Below are 17463 nucleotides of genomic sequence, written 5' to 3' on the forward strand. Positions count from 1 at the left end.
TATGAAATCTAGTCAGAAGAAGAATATATTCCAGGACGCGGGCCGCTGGGTCCGGGTCGGCACTTTATCGGCCAGCACACTGGCCCCCCTTGTTGATGCCGCGATTGAACGCGTTCGCGCCCAGCAAGAGGCGGAACAAGCCGCCGCCGACATTCGTGATGCTGAGCGTAAGGAGAAGATCGCTGCCTTCGCCAATGGCGTGCAGCCTGATCTTCGTGATGCTGAGAGCAGAGAGGAGATCACCCCCTTCGCCAACGAAGCGCAACCCGATCTGCAAGAGCGTTTGCAGTCAATCGGGACCGCACTATCAGATGTTTTGGGAGACCTGCGTGAGCGCTCCACCAATCAGTCCCTGTTGAAGCGTGCCAATGAATTGACGGAAGATTTCATTGCGCGCAGCAATAAGTTTTCACAGTCCCTGGCCGAGCGTGGTAGCGATCTCTCACATGAGCTGGGAAAGCGTGGTAGCGATTTCTCCCATGAATTGGGAAAGCGCAGCAATGAGTTTTCCCAAGAACTGGGAAAACGCAGCCGCAAGGCGCAGCGCAATATCGCGCAGCAGGATCGTAAACTGTGGATCTTCCTTGGCTTTGGCTGCGGCTTAACGGTGGCGGGCATTGTAACGTTTATGCTGATGCGTCGGCGCCTGCGCGACACCAATGTTTCCGATGATTCCCCTATTCAAATGAGTTATGATGCCAATCTCTCGACGATCCATGTTTCACAGCCCCGGGGCGAAATTCATGCGATCAGCAATACGGCCAGCCAACCAGAATCCCATCCTTTTGGCGAAGTGAAGACAGTCACCGATTACGATGGCCCTGCTTCTGATAAGAGCGCGGAGGAATTGGCCACGACCGCGCAAGCGGCTCCGACCGATGCCACGTTTGTGGGTCTGGCCAGCACCAAAAAATATTATCCGGTTGAAACACCTCTGGATCAACTGGGCACAGCTGATGGTACGCCTGTGGATGTGATCTACTTCTCTTCTGAGCAGGAGGCGCAGACACAGGGTTTTACCGCCGCTAACGTCTAGCCTGTACATCTATACTTTTAGCAGGGGAGCATATATGAATGATTATATGTCTCCCCTTTATTTGTTGTTGTACTGCTCTGGGACCTGACCTTCTTTGAAGCCTTCATTGAGAATGCCACGTTGAACCAGGTAGCGGAGAAATAGCAGCTGGTTCTCTGCGCCTGCGCTATCCTGGACTGGCTGTTCGCTGGCTGCCACCGACGGCTGGTCGGCTAAAATAGGAGGCTGGCCAGAGAATGGATTCTCGTCGAGAGCGGGGGATGGAGATAGGATATCGGCGTCCACTGCCGTGGGATGCTCAATCGATGACGTATCCAGGTCGTGTTCAATGGCGATGGATGTGTTGTTGGGCTGAGGATTGACTGCCTCGGCTCCGTTGATGCTTGCGTGCCAGGCCGCTTCTGGAACGATGTTCCAGCCTCTACTGCCGCTTGCTTGAACTCGATTAACGGTGGTTGTGCTTCTCCACGGCCACCAGCTAAATAATCTGTTCAACCAACGCTTGAACGTTTGCATGATCATCGTATTTCTTGCCCTTGCTAGTGTAGGGATGCTAAATACAGTGACAAAAGCTCTGAGGACGCGCTACAGAAAATACCAGATGGTATTAAAGAGGATATAGAAACATAGTAGCATATCAATGGAGACTCGTCAAACATACTTGCAATTTTATATACGGCGTGCCATAATCAAGAAGGTTAGGCCTTAGGGAAAGGTCTTTTGATGTTTACTCTGGCAAAAGTTCCATATACGTGAATATGGAGCATTTGATGATCTGCGACTTTTCTGAAATTGCATAGAAAGACAGGTGTCGGACATGCAGGAAGACGTTCTTGGAACCCGACGAACTGCCGTCACAGAAACGTATGTTACCTGTGCGAGGTGCGGTAAGGCAACTCGTCTCCGGTACGCTCGCGTGGTTCAAAGCGATGTTTTTTCAGAGAGCAATTCCGAGTATGAATATCTTTGTTCGGAATGCCAGAAAGCTCTTGCCTCTGGAGAGAAGGATCTGCCTCTCGGGTAAAGCACAACATCTTGTATTGTAGCGTCGATTAGGCAAAAGGCAGCAGGCATTCAGTATGCGGTGCATGGAATAAATGCCTGCCCTTTTGCCTTTCTCTATAGAGATGCACGTCCCCTCCTTCCAATGGTTGTGCTTGTGGTGATATGGTATATAAGCAAGTTTCTTCGTTCATGTACATAGGTAAGTAGAGGCCGTGTGCCATCCCTTTTGATTTGTGTGATAGGGGGAAATGCTATGCGCATGCGCTATCGGTATGTGACCTATCGTTCACCCGAGGGGTCACAAAAGCAACTGGAGCAGCATTATCGTCAACTTCTCAATGACGCGCTTCGCCAGGGCCAGCAGTCGATCTTGCAGCAGTCTACGACATGGTGCCCTTCGGCCGATATCCTTGAGTCGGCTGATCTAATTCGGGTGAAAATCGAGCTTGCTGGCATGCAAGAAGAAAATATTGAAGTGACCCTGTACGAAGATGCGCTGGTTGTCAGTGGCGAGCGTCGCGATATTCACGAGGCTCGTGAAGGCTTGAGCTATCAAGAAGCACAGATTCGCTATGGTCCCTTCCGGCTAGAAGTATTTATTCCCCGACCCATCAATCAAGATGCGGTTACGGCCCGTTATGAGAATGGCATGCTCTCTGTAGATTTACCAAAGGTGTCCGCTAAAAAGGCGGAGCAGGTGCGCATTCAGGGTGCCGTGAAACAAGAGTAGCATTATTCGAAAAATATGTAGAGAAGAATTTTATGGAAAAGATTACAAATCAGCATGCGGCAGATCCGCAAGAGGATGTGATGCAACAGGCAAACTCACATAATGTGGATGAGCTTCTTGAGAATCAGCCCGTCGCCGAGGATGCATTGGAAGATGTGCCAGCCAGCGATGCCGACGCTGATCAAGAGCAAACTCCCTCTTCCTCAGAGGAGGAGCCTTCATCGCCTTCTGATGACGATCCTTCTGATGAGAAGGTGCCTGATGAGACGACGACTACTTCGACCGATACAAAGGGACCGACCCCCGAAGGTGAGCTTGGTGAACTACCAGTACACGGAGAAGATGAGGAGCGCCTGAATATTCCTGAGGTGTTGCCCATTTTGCCTTTAAAGGATACAGTGATCTATCCTTTCTCGGTCCAGCCTTTCTCGGTTGGGCAGGAGCGCTATATTCGTTTAATCGATGATGTGATGCGTGGTAATCGTATGGTGGTGCTGGTGGCCCAGAAGTCGCCGGATATCGATCATGCGGGCCCGGATGACATCTATCGCGTTGGTACGGTTTCGCGCGTCGGTCGTATGTTCCGTATGCCCGATGGGACGGTACAGATCGCCGTTCAGGGCCTGGAGCGCGTGACCATCGATGAGTTTACGCAGGAGAAGCCGTACCTGCAGGCTCGCGTGACGGCCAAGCCCGATATCCAGGAGGACGATACCGAGACCGAGGCGATTAAGCGCAATGTGATTAGTTACTTCCAGCGCCTGGTTGCTCTGGTACAGAATGTGCCGGAGGGGGTGGCCGCGGCAACCCTGAATCTGGAGGAGCCGCGCCAGGTTGTCTATGTGATCGCGACCTTTGTACAGATGGATATGGAGCTGCGCCAGAAGCTGCTTGAGATCGATTCTGTACATGAGAAGCTGAGTCAGTTGAGCACTTTTCTGGCCCATGAGCTGGAAATCCTGGAGCTGGGAAAGAAGATTCAGAATAGCGCCCAGGAAGAGATGGGCAAGGTACAGCGCGAATACCTGCTGCGTGAGCAGTTGAAGGCCATTCAGCGGGAGTTGGGTGAGGAGAGCGAGGAGCAGGCGACCGTTAATGAGCTGCGGCGTAAGATTGAAGAGGCGAAGATGCCCGAGGAGGCCTATAAAGAGGCCTACCGCGAGCTGTCGCGCCTTGAAAAGCTGCCCACGGTCTCGCCTGAATACAGCATTATCCGTACCTACGTTGAGCTGCTGGCGTCGCTGCCCTGGAGTAAAGGCACCGCTACCGAGATCGATGTTCCTCATGCCCGTGAGGTGCTGGATGAGGATCATTATGATCTGCAGAAGATTAAAGAGCGTATCCTGGAGTATCTGGCGGTACGCCGCTTGAAAGAGGATCGTCTGTCGGAGGAGATGGCGCACGAGCGTGAGCTTGATGGTGAGAGGGAAGGGGTTGAGGTTGAGAAGATTGTGCCCACCCAGCCGTTGAAGGATCAGGAGGCGGCCCGTCCTCTGCATCGCGAACCTATCCTGTGCTTCGTTGGCCCTCCTGGAGTTGGTAAAACTTCGCTGGGACAGTCGATCGCGCGGGCGCTGGGTCGCAAGTTCGCGCGCATGTCGCTGGGCGGTATCCGCGATGAGGCCGAGATTCGCGGCCATCGCCGTACCTATATCGGTGCCATGCCGGGCCGTATCATCCAGACCCTGCGCCGCGTCGAGGCCAATGATCCGGTGATTATGCTGGACGAGGTGGATAAAGTCGGCGCCGATTGGCGCGGTGATCCGTCGTCCGCGCTCCTTGAGGTACTGGACCCCGAGCAGAACTTTAATTTCCGCGATAACTACCTGGACCTGCCCTTTGACCTGTCACGGGTGATGTTTATCGCTACGGCCAACGCGCTGGAGCCGATTCCCGCCCCATTACGCGACCGTATGGAGATTCTGGAGCTGTCGGGCTATACCGAGGAGCAGAAGCTGCATATCGCCCGCAACTACCTGCTCTCCAAGCAGCGCGAGTCTAACGGCTTGAAGCCGGATGAATTGACGATTGACGATGATGCGATTCGCCGCCTGATTCGCGATTATACACGTGAGGCCGGTGTGCGTAATCTTGAGCGCCAGGTAGGCTCGCTGTGCCGCAAGGTGGCACGCCAGGTCTCCGAGGGCCTGCCAACTCCGGTACACGTTACCGCCGATAAGGTGACTGAGTACCTGGGTCGCCAGCGCTTCTTCGACGAGGCGGCCGAGCGCATCGACCGTCCCGGTATCGCCACGGGCATGGCCTGGACCTCGGTGGGCGGCGAGATCATGTTTATCGAGGCGGCGACCATGCCGGGCAAAGAGGAGCGCCTGATCCTGACGGGCCAGCTGGGTGACGTGATGAAAGAGTCCGCCATCGCTGCCCTGAGCTATGTGCGCTCCAACGCGGCCGCCCTGGGACTGCCCAAGAACGTGTTCGAGGGCCAGAACGTGCACATCCACGTCCCGGCCGGAGCTATCCCTAAGGATGGACCTTCGGCTGGTGTGACGATGGTAACGGTGCTGGTCTCGCTGGCCAGTGGCCGTAAGGTGCGTTCAGATGTAGCCATGACCGGCGAGATTACCCTGCGCGGTAAGGTTATGCCGATCGGCGGCGTCAAAGAAAAGGTGCTGGCGGCCTACCGTTCTGGCATCCGCTCAGTGATCCTGCCCGCCAAAAACGAGGCCGAGTTCATGGAGGACATCCCCGGCGAACTGCGTGAGCAGATGCACTTCACCTTTGCCAGCGACATCCGCCAGGTCCTCGATACCGCTCTGGTCTCTGAGGATGAGCACGAGGAGAAATCCTCCGCCAACGGCGATGGCCGCCACCGCAAACGGAAATCTGAAAAAGCGGTCGCCAAAGCATAAAAAAGAGGGTATCGACGCATCTGCGTCGATACCCTCTTTTTTATGCTTTAAAGGCCCACGTAGTATTATGTATTGTGTTGTTGGGAGGTCGCACGTGACCTCCCAACAACACAATACATAATACTACCAGTTGAGCTTTTCCTTCAGGCTGATGTAATGTGGGTTGCCGATGATGATGTGGTCGAGCAGTTCGATGTCTAATAATTTGCCAGCTTCGGCTAACTGATAAGTAACCTCTATATCCTCTTCTGAGGGGGAGGGATCGCCGCTGGGGTGGTTGTGGCTGACGATGATGCGGGGGCTGTTACGGGTGATGGCCGGACGCATAATTTCGGCGATGCGTAGCACCGAGCTGTTGACGGTCCCCTTATAGCGCTTGACACATTCGATGACCTGGTTTTTTGTGTCCAGCAGGAGGATGTGCATCTCTTCATGATCCAGATACATCATCTCCATGCGTACCAGGCGGGCTGCGTCATCGGCCGAGCGTATCTGATAGCGCTTCTCTGTTTGCAAGACGCTCAGGCGTTTGCCAATCTCCAGCGCGGCCTTCAATTGGCTGGCCTTCGCGGGTCCAAGACCATGCTGAGAACCGAGTTCATGCAGGTCGGCGCTGACCAGGCCGGCCAGCCCTCCATACCGGGTGATCAATTTGTTGGCGACCTCGATCACGTTCTCGCGCTGCGTGCCGGTGCGCAGGATGATCGCGAGCAGTTCGGCGGTGGTGAGCATCTCGGCCCCGTGCTTCTGCAGGCGCTCGCGCGGACGCTCGTCGAGCGGCATGTCGTGTACGGTGGCATGATAGGCTGGTTTGATGAGGGACAATGGCATAGGAATCTCAGGATCGCTGGTGGGCGCGGGTATATCTGTAAGCATAGCTTCCATATCATTATTTAAGACAGTGCTATCAATCATAGTATTTATATTGCTCCTTATGCTGGCAGGCCGCTATACATAATTGCCGTTGCTGACCTGACAATACAATGCCTATGCCCCCACTGTAAATAGGCAAAATAAGAAGCAAGCTGTATACTGCTTGCCTTTTGGCTGAGAATCGGGTACGCTTCAGGCAAGCAATGGGTGTATGACTTGAAAAGAACGGCGGGGATCGAGCAGAAAGGATCGCTCTAAAAGTTATGACACATACGCATAATTCCGGAAGAACCATCCATGTGCATCGCGATCAGTGGCACCTGGCCTGGGATAACAGTATTGAGCCTATCGGTAGAATTCAATCCGGTGAGATCGTGGAGTTTGATCTACTGGATTCGGCAGGCGGACAGATTGGTCCCGAGAGTACCGTTGAGGCGATCAAGACCCTGGATTTCTCGCGTGTCGACCAGGTGAATGGCCCGATCTATGTCGAGGGGGCTGAACCCGGTGATACGCTGGAAGTTGAGATCGTTGACCTGCAGCCAGCGGATTGGGGTTGGACCGCGATCATCCCCGGCTTTGGTCTGCTGGCCGATGAGTTTTCTGAGCCGGCATTGAAGATCTGGAAGATCGAGGGTGGCGCCGATGGCTGGGCTGAGTTTCTGCCCGGTATTCGCATTCCGATGGCTCCCTTCTGTGGAGAGATCGGCCTGGCCCCTGGCGCTCTCGGTGCCCTATCCACGATTCCACCATATCGCCACGGCGGCAACATGGATACCAAACACCTGACGAAAGGGGCGCGCCTGTATTTACCGATTGAGGCTCCCGGCGCCCTCTATTCGATGGGTGATGGGCATGCCGCGCAGGGTGATGGCGAGGTATGCGGTACGGCCATTGAGGCTCCCATGCATGCCACTGTACGCCTGACGGTGCGCAAAGATCTGCAGGTGCCGCAGCCCCAGTTTTTGACCGCTGGTCCCCTGGCTACGCGCACCAATACCGCTCCCTACTATGCCACCGATGGCATCGGGCCAGACCTGGTTGAGGCTACGCGCAGCGCCGTGCGTCATATGATCGAGCACCTGCAGCGCACCTATCAGCTCTCACGTGAAGATGCCTATATGCTTTGCAGCGTCGCGGTCGACCTGAAGCTCTGTGAAGTCGTAGACATGCCCAACTGGCTCGTCGGCGCCTTCCTTCCCTTGAGCATTTTCTCCAAATAATCCTGACACACCTCTATCGAATATGTTGATGTGGTCGTCGCTTCAGTGACGGCCACATCAACATATTCTGATATTATTCTTTTGTTTTCATCGCTATGTTTTTGTTATGTGAGAGGAGCCTGTATGTCTACCGAAACATCTTCCCCTCCTGAACAGGGTCAGCTGCGTGCCAACACGATTGGACTGCCCGGAGTGCTGTTCCAGTCTATCACAACCATGGCGCCAGCCTCCGCCGTTTCCTTTAGCCTTGGCGCGGCCATCCCCTTTACGGGGAGCGCCCTGCCCCTGGCCGTTATTATCGCCCTTATCGTCTGTTGTTTTATCGCGTTAAGTATCGGCTCGCTGGCCAGATATTTGCCGTCGGCAGGTGGCTATTTTACGTATGTAAGCGAATCCCTTGGCATCCGTCTCGGTTGGCTGACCGGCTGGATGTTTGACCTGGCATATCTGCTGATCGTCCCGTTCCAGCTGCTGGTTCTGGGCCCGGTGGCGGATTCCTTCGTTGGTAGCGTCTTTAATCTTCATCTGGGCTGGCCAGTCTGGGCCTTGATCTTCGCGGTGGTCGTCTTTGGTCTGACTTTCTTTGGTATTAAGATCTCGGCCGATACCGGCATCGTCCTCGGCGTAATCGAGATCGTTGTGTTTGTGCTGCTCTCAATCTGGTTGATTGCTACCTCTAACAATAACACGCTGGCGGTGTTCAATCCCGCCTCTAGCCTGCAATCAGGACTCGGAGGCTGGCAGGGCGTGTTCTTTGGCATGATCTTTGTGTTGCTGGCCTTTGCCGGCTTTGAATCATCGGCACCCCTGGCGGAAGAGGCCCGGAACCCGCGCCGCACGGTGCCACGTGCCATCGTGCTGGCCGCTATCTGTATCGGTATCTTTTATGTGTTTTGCTCATACGCGGGCGTTGTCGGCTGGGGACCCGCTAAGATCGGGACGTATAGCGGTGATCCAGATCCGTGGGGAACACTGGCAACGCGGGTGTGGGGACCATTCCACTTTATTGTCATCCTGGCGATCTTGAATAGCGCGCTGGCTAATGCCAACGCCGGTGTGAATGCCGCCTCTCGTATGCTCTATGCCATGGGCCGCACACGGTCTTTGCCACCAATCCTGGCTCATCTGAACAAGGCCAGCGTCCCCGATGTAGCCATCATCTTTACCACCATTGTCGCGGTCATCTTCTCGCTCCTGCCCGGCTTCGCCTATGGCACCACCACCGGCTTTGCCTTCCTGGGGGCTGTGCTGACCCTACCGATTATCCTGGTCTACCTGGCCACCTGCATCTCGGTCCCCTTCTTCTACCTGCGTAAGCACCGTGAAGAGTTTAACGTCCTGCGCCACATTATTGTTCCCGGCATTCCATTTATTATTCTCTTAGTCGTGCTCTACTTCCAGTTCTCGCCTCTTCCGGCGGCCCCTTTAAACCTGGCCGGCCCTATCGTTGGCATCTGGCTCCTGATCGGTATCATCATCATCTTCCTGCAGACCCGCCGTTCACCCGACGCGCTCCAGGCCAGCAGCAAAGCCTACATCGAAGATGCCGAAATTTAGCAGTTCCATCGTCTAGGATTGATCCGTCACTATATCAGATCAATCTTACAGTTTGTTACAAAGGCCATTATCTTCTATTAAAAGAGATAATGGCCTTTGTATCTTTCTACTGGAATACTTCTATGCCGTCGTTCTTTCATACCTCATTACAATAGTGTCTGATTGGAAATTACAGCATATCCTGTTGAAATATGGTTGGGACGAATCAAAATTGGGAAAAGGAAAAAGACTTAAAGAGAGAAGTAGGAAATGTGAATTGATTATATATGGTTCTTCCGTATTATTACATAGAATTGTTGTGATGTATCGCATGAGTAGTAGGGGGCTCTCTTTTTATTTGTATGGCATTGGTTTTGCTCATCTGGCATTATGGCAACGTGCAGTTTTATGTTACCGATAAAGGCTTATGGAAAAAAGGGGTATTCCAGCAGCAATTTATGTCCTGGGATGAGGTGCGCCTGTTTGCTATTGATAGTGTGAGCATAGAGAAGAGAGGTCTATCCCTTATCAAAAGTAGCCGCGCCGGGGCACCCGTTTTCTTTGAGCTTTCCAGCCAAAAAGAGATTATCAGTTGGCAATGGTTACATCCACAACGCTGGTATTGTTTGCAGGTAGCTCGGCCAGTTATGGGCTACGCAGCTTACAATCAGCAGATGCAATCCTTGCTTTCAATTATCACAGAGAAGACGGGCCAGCCGCTATATGATTTGCGTTCGTGAATATTCTGCTTTCCCACTATTCTCCGATGAAATATTCTTCTGAACATACTGATGATACGAAAAGGCTTTACCTTTTTCATAGATAGCAAATATGACCGCATATCGATCAACGTAGAAATAAATACTGTGAAGGCATGGAGGCTAATATGTTTCACAGGTCATCTCATCTCGTGACCGGGCAACCACCTGCGCGTAAAGTCGTCAAAAAAATTAGCGTGCGAGGTTTATACTGGGCTTTTGTCAGCTGGCTGTTTTTTTTCGGATTTAGCATCTTCAATGCATATACATATCTTATGCGCAACTGGGGAGATATTGAGTCTTTCAGTACTGTAACCATGAACAGTTTTCTGATCATTGTTATATACGTTTTCCTTTTACCGCTATGCTTGTGGAACCTGATAAGACTGAAGAGATTGGAGCGTAAGCGTCACAATATCACTCCCGATTCGCCGGTCAAACTGGCCGCTATTCAGCCACAGCCAAATTATGTGCCTCTGCAAGCACCCCTGGTTATCGAGCAACGTATAAACTGGGCCTACTTCTTTAAGGATGTTTGCTATGCCGTCATTGTGATTTTTGCCCTGTACGCGTTTGGCATTGGTGTTGAATATCTACTATGGAGAAATATCTACATGGACGTTGTTACCTGGTCCATTATAACGTTTGTCATCCTTTTCTCGCTCTTCATTATGGCCCTTACTGCCAGGTCCGCTGCCAAAGAGCAGTTGATCGCGATGGGGAATGGCCTGCTAAAAAAGGCCAATGGCAAGGAAGAATTTATGCCCTGGCACGAAGTACGCCTGTTTGCGATCGATCCCATGAACATTAGCGATAAAAATACCAGCATCCTGACATCTGGGAAGCATAACGAGCCGACCTTCTTTGAGCTTTCCAGCGAACAGGCTATCCTGCAATGGCAGTGGCTACATGCGCCGCGCTGGTATGAACTCACCATAGCCCAGCCTGTCGTCAGCTATGAGGCCTACAACCAGCAGATGCAGGCCCTCCTCTCGATCATCGCCGCCAAAACGAACCAGCCCCTGTACGATTTACGGTAACCCCTCGTAGGTGCCAGGCTTGCCCTGGCTTGTCGCGAAGCGACTCCGTACCCCGGCACGCACGTTCCGCCGCAGATATTCCTTCCTCAATTGAGGGTGGTGATGCCGGTTAAAAGCAGGCTGTCGGGGGCTACACAGCTGATCTGAGTTGTGGGACCCATGCTGGCCGAGGTCAGGGTGAGATTGTTGCCCAGTATGTTTCCGATCTTGCCGTTGAGCGCCTGCTCTATCTGCTGGTTGTAATTGTCGGCCGGGAAGGTGAAGATCAGCACGTTGAGTGTGGTCTTGTCGACTTGGAACTGCAGCTTGCCACCGGCGACTTGAGGCTCCATGATGGTGGTGGCGGTCCCCAGCTTGAACATGGGGGTGCCAAACACCAGGCTGATGATATCGGCGGTCACGACCAGCTTGCCATTCTGCGCGCTGAGCTGGATATTCTTTGCCTCCATGCTGTTGTTGATGGAGAGCGTTCCTAAGCCGCCGGCGACCGTTTTGAGGGAGCTAAATGGTACCTCAACATAGACCGGAACAGCCTGCTGGTCGGTGGGACCGGCGTCTGCACGTTTCATGGTCATGCTCAGGGGTGCTGTATCCATGGCTGACGCGTTAGCGGTGCGCGCCTGCTGGTGTGAGTCATTGAGGCTGCCCTGGGCCTGATTGCCTGTTTGTGGAATCTGCAGTCCCAGCTCTAAATTGGCGTCGCCACAGGTAGTGGTGGTCTGCACGCTGGTGAGCTTCCCTATTGGCACGTGCAGGGTGGTCAGGGGACCAGTGATGAGCGTCTGGCTGCCGGGCAGAGCCTGTCCGTTGACCTGAATGGTTGAGTCATTTAGGATGCTGAAGGTGACGAGCATGTGGCTATTGATCGGTTTGGGATCGCCGGGATAGAGGCTGAGGCTGATGCCTGTGTTGAAGCCGTTGGCCTGGGGAGTCAGCTCGGTCAGGGTCGCCGATGGCTGGATCAGCGCGTTGGCGATCTGCCCGATCCATCCCTGATCGCCCGCCGGTGCGCTATGCACGATGCCATTGATGGTGCTGGCGCTGAGGCGCGGTACCTGCTGGTTAATCGTATCCTGGAAGCGTTGGCGCAGCACATCTCCGGTCAAAAAGATACGCGCATCGAGCATCCCGGCCGCCTTTGTCTGCTGTGTCTCTCGTGTGGAGGCATCTACAGGCGCCGCCATCCCAATCAGGATCAGGCTGATGAGCAATATCCAGCTGATCTGTATGGCGCGTCTAAACCTTCTTGTCATCTCTCGATCCTCGATCCTTACTTGCTACTTTTTACCCTGCCATTATATATACTGCACATATCTGCGTGCCAGCTATCTGTGTAGTAGTGTTTTGAAATCAAGCGTGTCGTTAAAACAGATTGGCGATGGGAGCGATTGTGCCGGAATACCTTGAATGGTTGTGGCCTCTATCTGTAAGACGAACGTGATGGCCCCCTTACTACAAATCATACTCTTACTGGTATGGACGGAGACGATTTTGACGTCTTTGAGCTGCTGATGGATGGTGGGCATGACCGTCGCGATCAGTAGCTGGTTCAGGGCCTTCTGCATGGTCGTGGCCGTGGTCGTTCCGGCGTCGATCCCATCGCGCCTGACATGCTGTACCGCCAGCTGCATATTTTGTTGCTTGTCCAGGTACATCTTGCTCTGGATCTCAACGGGTAGCGTGCGATGGATGCCCTGCAGGTCTATCTGCAGGTTGAAGTTGATGTTCAGCCCATCGTTCTCCATCGGTGTGACCTTCAAGTCCTTAAGAAATTTCTGTTGCTGACCAAGCTGCGTGGCGAAGACAGAGGTGAGCGCCGTCTGATTCAACGCCAGGTCGATCTTGCGCGTCGCCGTGGCCGTTTGGGAACCTGTACCGCCCGGATTGCTAACCATAAGGTAGGTGGCCAGCAGCCCGCTGGCGATGAGCATGGCGACCAGCGCGACGGTGACCACGTTACGCGCGTGTGCTCCCGTTCGTCGTCCCACCGGCACCACCGTTAATAGCTGATCGATGTCTAGCTGATCGGATGTGACAGTAGCCGGTGCGGCCCGACCCCATAAAAACAAGGCAGGAATGATGGCGATCAGACATAAGATGGCCGAGATAAAGAAGACGGTACAGTAGACAGTGTGCGCGGCTTCGATCAGGTAGTGCGCATAGCCGGTGAGTGGATCGCCGCTGCTGGCCTGCGGTGAGGTGGGATAGGCCAGCGAGAGCTGACGGAAGTAGGCCAGCGCCCACGAAGTGAGGGCGGCCAGTCCCAGGATCATGCCGACCATCCTGAGCGCGGTCACGATTGAGGAGCTCATGCCGACCTGCGTGCTGCGCACCGCGTTGATGGCGGTAGTCCCGATCGGCGCGATGACCAGTCCGAAGCCAAAGCCCGCTGTAACGGTCGCCATCGTCATCTGCGTCCAATCGACATGGGTGGGCCAGTGGCTCATTAGATAGAAGCCTGCCGCCGTAAACAGCAGCCCCACAATGGCGGTAACACGGCTGGTAATGCGGTGGCTGAGCCAGCCGCCGAGCAGCGCACCAATAGGGATCATCACGGTCAGGCGCAGCAGGGCCAGTCCACTATCCAGTACCGTGCTCTGCAGAACTGTATCGACGAAGATGGGGATATTGGTCATGGCGATGATCAAGGCCGCCCCTACCAGCAGACTGACCAGGGACGAGGCGCTAAAGGGCCAGCGCTTGAAGAGCTGTAGATCAACCACGGGCCAGCGCACTTTGCGCTCAACCAGGATAAAGGCCAGTAAGAAGACCAGCGCCAGCACCAGCGCCAGCGGATTGTTCTGTGGTGCGCTACCACTGGCCGCCGTGGGTCCCAGCGAGGTTCCCTGCTGGGCCAGTCCCATGCTTAGACAGGTCAGGGCCAGCCCCAGGAAGATCGCGCCCAGCCAGTCGATGCTCTCGGGCAGCTTTGTGCCACGCGGGATGAAAAACCAGGCCGCCATAAACAGGGCGATCACCAGTGGCACATTCAGATAAAAAATATACTGCCAGCCCAGATGCTCGACGATCAGAGCTCCGTAGAGCGGGCCAATCGCGCCCCCGGCCTCGGTGACCGCTCCGATGACACCCAGGGCCAGGGTGCGCTTCTTATGGGCGTAGACATCGCTGGCGATCGCCATCGCCACCGGCACGATAGCTCCTCCTCCGATCGCCTGTATCACACGTGCTACAATCAACCAGATCAATCCAGGCGACGAAATATCGACGTGCAGCGGGGCCAGGAATTGCAGCGAAAGTTCTTTGCCCAGTATGGGTGCCACGCCACAGCCCACCGAGCCGATACCAAAGATAACCAGGCACATCAGGAAGATACGTCGGCGTCCATAAATATCCGAGACGCGCCCCATCAGTGGCATCGCCACCACAAAGCCCAGCAGATACGCGCTGATAATCCAGGCCGCGTGATCCAACTGGGTAAGGGGAATATTGAGATCAACGATCACCTGTGGCAGCGCGGTCACCACCACCGTTTGATCCAGCGCCGTCAGGAAGACCCCGATGCAGGCAACGATGATCGCCGCCAGTGCCGCCCTGCTCGACCGAGGATCAACCCTCATAGTCGCCTCATCGGGCCGAGTCGGCAGATCCTCCACCGTTGGATCCGCCGGTAAAATAACTGTGCGCCTGCCACCGGTTGGTGTATCCTCACCAACCCCGTCAGGTTTAGTCACCTCATCCTGATCCGTAGCATCAAACATAGACCGCTTATACCGTGAAGAAGTCTCATGATCATCCTCAAATGTATACATTTATCCCCCTGCGGAAAATATTCCCCTTCCATAAGTTCGGGCCTCGCGCCCGATTTCCTCTCCCCACCCGAAAACGTCCCCTCGTAGGTTCGACCCTTGCGCCAATACGTTCAACTTTAGCGCAAGCAACAAGAAAAAGACGAGAGTACGTGCGGGGCTTGCCCCCGCTTTGTTCGCTTCCCAAAAGGAAACGCTCCTTCAAAGCGATCAGGAACGGTTACATGTGATGCATCGCATGCTTCCGGCCGCTTTTTCGAGCGGCGAGGAAGCAAGCGGGGGCAAGCCCCGCACGTACTGTGGTCGTTTCTCTTCATGCATTTTCTTACTTTGAATGTATGGGCTTTGCGCCCGATTGCCTTCTAGTATAGTGCATTACGCTCAATTAGCAACCTTTTTGGGCTATTATCCGAGCCACCACGCCTCGTTTTTCTAAACAATGAACGCCCCCAAAAGCCTCTTTTGGGGAAAACAGGAGTTTTATCCTCGTGGCTTCTGCGCCGACGCGCCTACGGCGCGCACAAAATTATGGTGGAGTATGAAAAAGTCGCATATGCGACTTTTTCATACTCCACCATATAAATAAGAGATATGGGGGCGTCAGCGCCCCCACGCTGTCCTCCCGCCAGGGATAATACCGCTACGCGGTCAATCCTAGCACGCCAGCCAGGCGCAACACCTCAGAGCCAAGCTGGCGATCCCTGCCCTGCAGAGCATCCTGAGCGGCATGACGCAGCAGCAAGATCGCCTCAGGTGTATTCAAATCACTTTCCATCGCCGCGATAAAGCGATTACGCAGCATGCTATCTTCACCATCCAGCTTTTGCCCAACCATCTCACGCACCTGGGTAAAGAAATAGGCGGTCTCGGCCGCGATCTTGAGATCCTGCGGGAAACATTCCCAGGGATAGCGATAGTGATGGCTCTGCAACACGATGCGAATGGCGTCCGCGCTGTACTCTTTGAGCAGGTTTCTGACCAGGGTCAGGTTCCCCAGCGACTTGCTCATCTTCTCACCATCCTGGTAAACCATGCCGACGTGCATCCAGGTATTGACGAATGGAGCTTTACCGCTGTAATGTTCCGACTGGGCGATCTCGCAGGTATGGTGGGGGAAGGTCAGGTCCGCGCCACCGCCGTGGATATCGATCCGCTCTCCCAGGTAGTGCATGGACATGCTGCTGCATTCGATGTGCCAGCCGGGACGTCCAGGACCCCATGGACTCTCCCAGAAGGGCTCGCCGGGAGCCTTTGCCTGCCAGAGTACGAAGTCTAGCGGATCGCGCTTGCGCTTGTCGTCGGGGAAATTGCCGCGTTCGTTGGCGATGGCGAGCATCGATTGATAATCGTTGAGGCCAACGGCCTGCGCCATCTTGCCGAAATCTTTATCCTCGCGCACACTGTAGAAGACACAGCCCTCGCTCTCATAGGCCAGTCCACGCTCTATCAGGGCTTGCGTCAGTTTGATGATGCGCTCAATCTCGTCGGTTGCCCGCGCGTACACATCCGGTCGGCGCCAGTTAAGCGAATCCATCTCACCCAGGAAGCGCTCAATCTCGCGATTGCCCAGTTCGTCCCAGGCGATGCCAAGCTCGCCCGCTTTACGGATCACATCATCATCGACGTCGGTGACGTTCTGCACATATTTAACCGTATGACCCTTGTATTCTAAATAGCGGATCAGTGTATCAAAGGTGATATATGTGAAGGCGTGACCCAGGTGCGTGGTGTCATAAGGAGTTACACCGCACACATAAATAGTTACCGTGTCACCGATGGGTTTGAATTCTTGCAATGATTGGGTCAGCGTATTAAATAGTTTCATGCTTGCTTTTCTCCTAGACCGAACAAACGAACCGCGTTTGCTGTTGTGATCTGAGCAACCTCTTCCATGGCCATGCCGCGTATCTCCGCCAGTTTCGCCGCCGTATGCTTTACAAAGAGTGGCTCGTTGCGCCTGGCTTTCAATGGTTTGGGGACCAGATAGGGGCTATCCGTCTCGACCAGGATGCGGTCGAGCGGCGCTATACGGGCAACTTCTGGAAGAGCATTCCCTTGCTTTGTTAGTGGACCAGCAAATGAGAGCATGAAACCTTCGAATGCCAGACATTCCTCTGCCTGAGCGACATCACCCGAGAAGCAGTGGAATACTCCGCGCAATCCCTGACCATGGGCACGCAACAGCTCCATCACATCTTCGTGGGAGTCGCGTACATGAATAATGCAAGGAAGATTGCACTCGCGGGCAAGTTGTAAATGGGCGCAAAAGACACTACGTTGTGTATCGCGTGGTGAGAGCATGCGAAAGTAGTCGAGTCCGAATTCACCGATGGCCACTACCTCAGGTTCACGTGCCATTGCGCGTAGCTGGTTCTCTACCTCGGGTGTATAGGTTGTGGCCTCGTGCGGATGCACACCCACGCCCGCGAAAACGACACCAGGATGCGCTTTGGCTAAGGCGAGAGCCGCCTGGCTGGAAGGCAGGTCGCAGCCGGGGTCCACCATGCGGGTGACGCCGCCCGCTATCGCCGCCTGGATGACGGCTTCTCGATCGCCTTCAAAGCGGTTCGTATCTATATGCGTGTGGCTGTCGATGAGCACTCCACAAATCCTTTCCAACAGCAA

General features: G+C 54.3%; 13 protein-coding genes. 7 read left to right on the forward strand and 6 right to left on the reverse strand.

Annotated features, from left to right (window positions below):
* Nucleotide 1 precedes the first annotated feature (1 nt).
* Nucleotides 2–1036, forward strand: coding sequence for a hypothetical protein (locus tag AABA21_RS25060; RefSeq protein WP_338254454.1), 1035 nt, complete (start codon nucleotides 2–4; stop codon nucleotides 1034–1036).
* Between the two features lie 57 nt (nucleotides 1037–1093).
* On the opposite strand, the gene AABA21_RS25065 is transcribed toward AABA21_RS25060, so the two are convergent.
* Nucleotides 1094–1552, reverse strand: a complete 459-nt coding sequence (locus tag AABA21_RS25065; protein WP_338254455.1) for a hypothetical protein — start codon at nucleotides 1550–1552, stop codon at nucleotides 1094–1096.
* 742 nt (nucleotides 1553–2294) lie between these two features.
* On the opposite strand from AABA21_RS25065, the gene AABA21_RS25070 reads away from it, so the two are divergent.
* Nucleotides 2295–2771, forward strand: coding sequence for an Hsp20/alpha crystallin family protein (locus AABA21_RS25070; protein ID WP_338254456.1), 477 nt, complete (start codon nucleotides 2295–2297; stop codon nucleotides 2769–2771).
* Between the two features lie 32 nt (nucleotides 2772–2803).
* Nucleotides 2804–5641: an endopeptidase La gene (lon, locus tag AABA21_RS25075; protein WP_338254457.1), complete on the forward strand. Its 2838-nt coding sequence runs from the start codon at nucleotides 2804–2806 to the stop codon at nucleotides 5639–5641.
* Nucleotides 5642–5764: 123 nt separating this feature from the next.
* Here lon and radC read toward each other — a convergent pair whose 3' ends face one another.
* Nucleotides 5765–6472 carry a RadC family protein gene (gene radC, locus AABA21_RS25080; protein WP_420917217.1) on the reverse strand — a complete coding sequence of 236 codons (708 nt, stop codon included), beginning with the start codon at nucleotides 6470–6472 and terminating at the stop codon, nucleotides 5765–5767.
* A 305-nt stretch (nucleotides 6473–6777) separates the two neighbouring features.
* Here radC and AABA21_RS25085 point away from each other — a divergent pair, with 305 nt between their 5' ends.
* The 4 genes from AABA21_RS25085 (at nucleotide 6778) to AABA21_RS25100 (ending at nucleotide 11071) form a co-directional block, all read left to right on the forward strand.
* Complete coding sequence (locus AABA21_RS25085) at nucleotides 6778–7737, forward strand: acetamidase/formamidase family protein (RefSeq protein ID WP_338254459.1); 960 nt, start codon at nucleotides 6778–6780, stop codon at nucleotides 7735–7737.
* A 123-nt stretch (nucleotides 7738–7860) separates the two neighbouring features.
* Nucleotides 7861–9294: an APC family permease gene (locus AABA21_RS25090; RefSeq protein ID WP_338254461.1), complete on the forward strand. Its 1434-nt coding sequence runs from the start codon at nucleotides 7861–7863 to the stop codon at nucleotides 9292–9294.
* Between the two features lie 341 nt (nucleotides 9295–9635).
* Nucleotides 9636–10013: a hypothetical protein gene (locus AABA21_RS25095; RefSeq protein WP_338254462.1), complete on the forward strand. Its 378-nt coding sequence runs from the start codon at nucleotides 9636–9638 to the stop codon at nucleotides 10011–10013.
* 413 nt (nucleotides 10014–10426) lie between these two features.
* Entirely contained in the window at nucleotides 10427–11071 is a 645-nt protein-coding gene (locus AABA21_RS25100; RefSeq protein ID WP_338254463.1) for a hypothetical protein, read from the forward strand.
* Nucleotides 11072–11157: 86 nt separating this feature from the next.
* Here the strand turns inward: AABA21_RS25100 and AABA21_RS25105 are convergent, their stop codons facing one another.
* The 4 genes from AABA21_RS25105 to AABA21_RS25120 form a co-directional block, all read right to left on the reverse strand.
* Nucleotides 11158–12324: a hypothetical protein gene (locus AABA21_RS25105; RefSeq protein ID WP_338254464.1), complete on the reverse strand. Its 1167-nt coding sequence runs from the start codon at nucleotides 12322–12324 to the stop codon at nucleotides 11158–11160.
* A 72-nt stretch (nucleotides 12325–12396) separates the two neighbouring features.
* Nucleotides 12397–14790 carry an MFS transporter gene (locus tag AABA21_RS25110; RefSeq protein WP_338254466.1) on the reverse strand — a complete coding sequence of 798 codons (2394 nt, stop codon included), beginning with the start codon at nucleotides 14788–14790 and terminating at the stop codon, nucleotides 12397–12399.
* 688 nt (nucleotides 14791–15478) lie between these two features.
* Nucleotides 15479–16663 (reverse strand): cysteine--tRNA ligase, encoded by a 1185-nt coding sequence (cysS, locus tag AABA21_RS25115; protein WP_338254467.1) that lies wholly within the window; start codon nucleotides 16661–16663, stop codon nucleotides 15479–15481.
* Nucleotides 16660–17439: a TatD family hydrolase gene (locus AABA21_RS25120; protein ID WP_338254468.1), complete on the reverse strand. Its 780-nt coding sequence runs from the start codon at nucleotides 17437–17439 to the stop codon at nucleotides 16660–16662. The genes cysS and AABA21_RS25120 overlap by 4 nt, the downstream gene beginning before the upstream one ends.
* Nucleotides 17440–17463 lie beyond the last annotated feature (24 nt).

It is taken from the genome of Dictyobacter halimunensis, from assembly GCF_036245075.1.

Coding starts and splice junctions, on each gene's coding strand:
- AABA21_RS25060 (WP_338254454.1), top strand. CDS start 2: ATGAAATCTAGTCAGAAGAAGAATATATTCCAGGACGCGGGCCGCTGG.
- AABA21_RS25065 (WP_338254455.1), bottom strand. CDS start 1,552: ATGCAAACGTTCAAGCGTTGGTTGAACAGATTATTTAGCTGGTGGCCG.
- AABA21_RS25070 (WP_338254456.1), top strand. CDS start 2,295: ATGCGCATGCGCTATCGGTATGTGACCTATCGTTCACCCGAGGGGTCA.
- lon (WP_338254457.1), top strand. CDS start 2,804: ATGGAAAAGATTACAAATCAGCATGCGGCAGATCCGCAAGAGGATGTG.
- radC (WP_420917217.1), bottom strand. CDS start 6,472: ATGCCATTGTCCCTCATCAAACCAGCCTATCATGCCACCGTACACGAC.
- AABA21_RS25085 (WP_338254459.1), top strand. CDS start 6,778: ATGACACATACGCATAATTCCGGAAGAACCATCCATGTGCATCGCGAT.
- AABA21_RS25090 (WP_338254461.1), top strand. CDS start 7,861: ATGTCTACCGAAACATCTTCCCCTCCTGAACAGGGTCAGCTGCGTGCC.
- AABA21_RS25095 (WP_338254462.1), top strand. CDS start 9,636: ATGGCATTGGTTTTGCTCATCTGGCATTATGGCAACGTGCAGTTTTAT.
- AABA21_RS25105 (WP_338254464.1), bottom strand. CDS start 12,324: ATGACAAGAAGGTTTAGACGCGCCATACAGATCAGCTGGATATTGCTC.
- AABA21_RS25110 (WP_338254466.1), bottom strand. CDS start 14,790: ATGTTTGATGCTACGGATCAGGATGAGGTGACTAAACCTGACGGGGTT.
- cysS (WP_338254467.1), bottom strand. CDS start 16,663: ATGAAACTATTTAATACGCTGACCCAATCATTGCAAGAATTCAAACCC.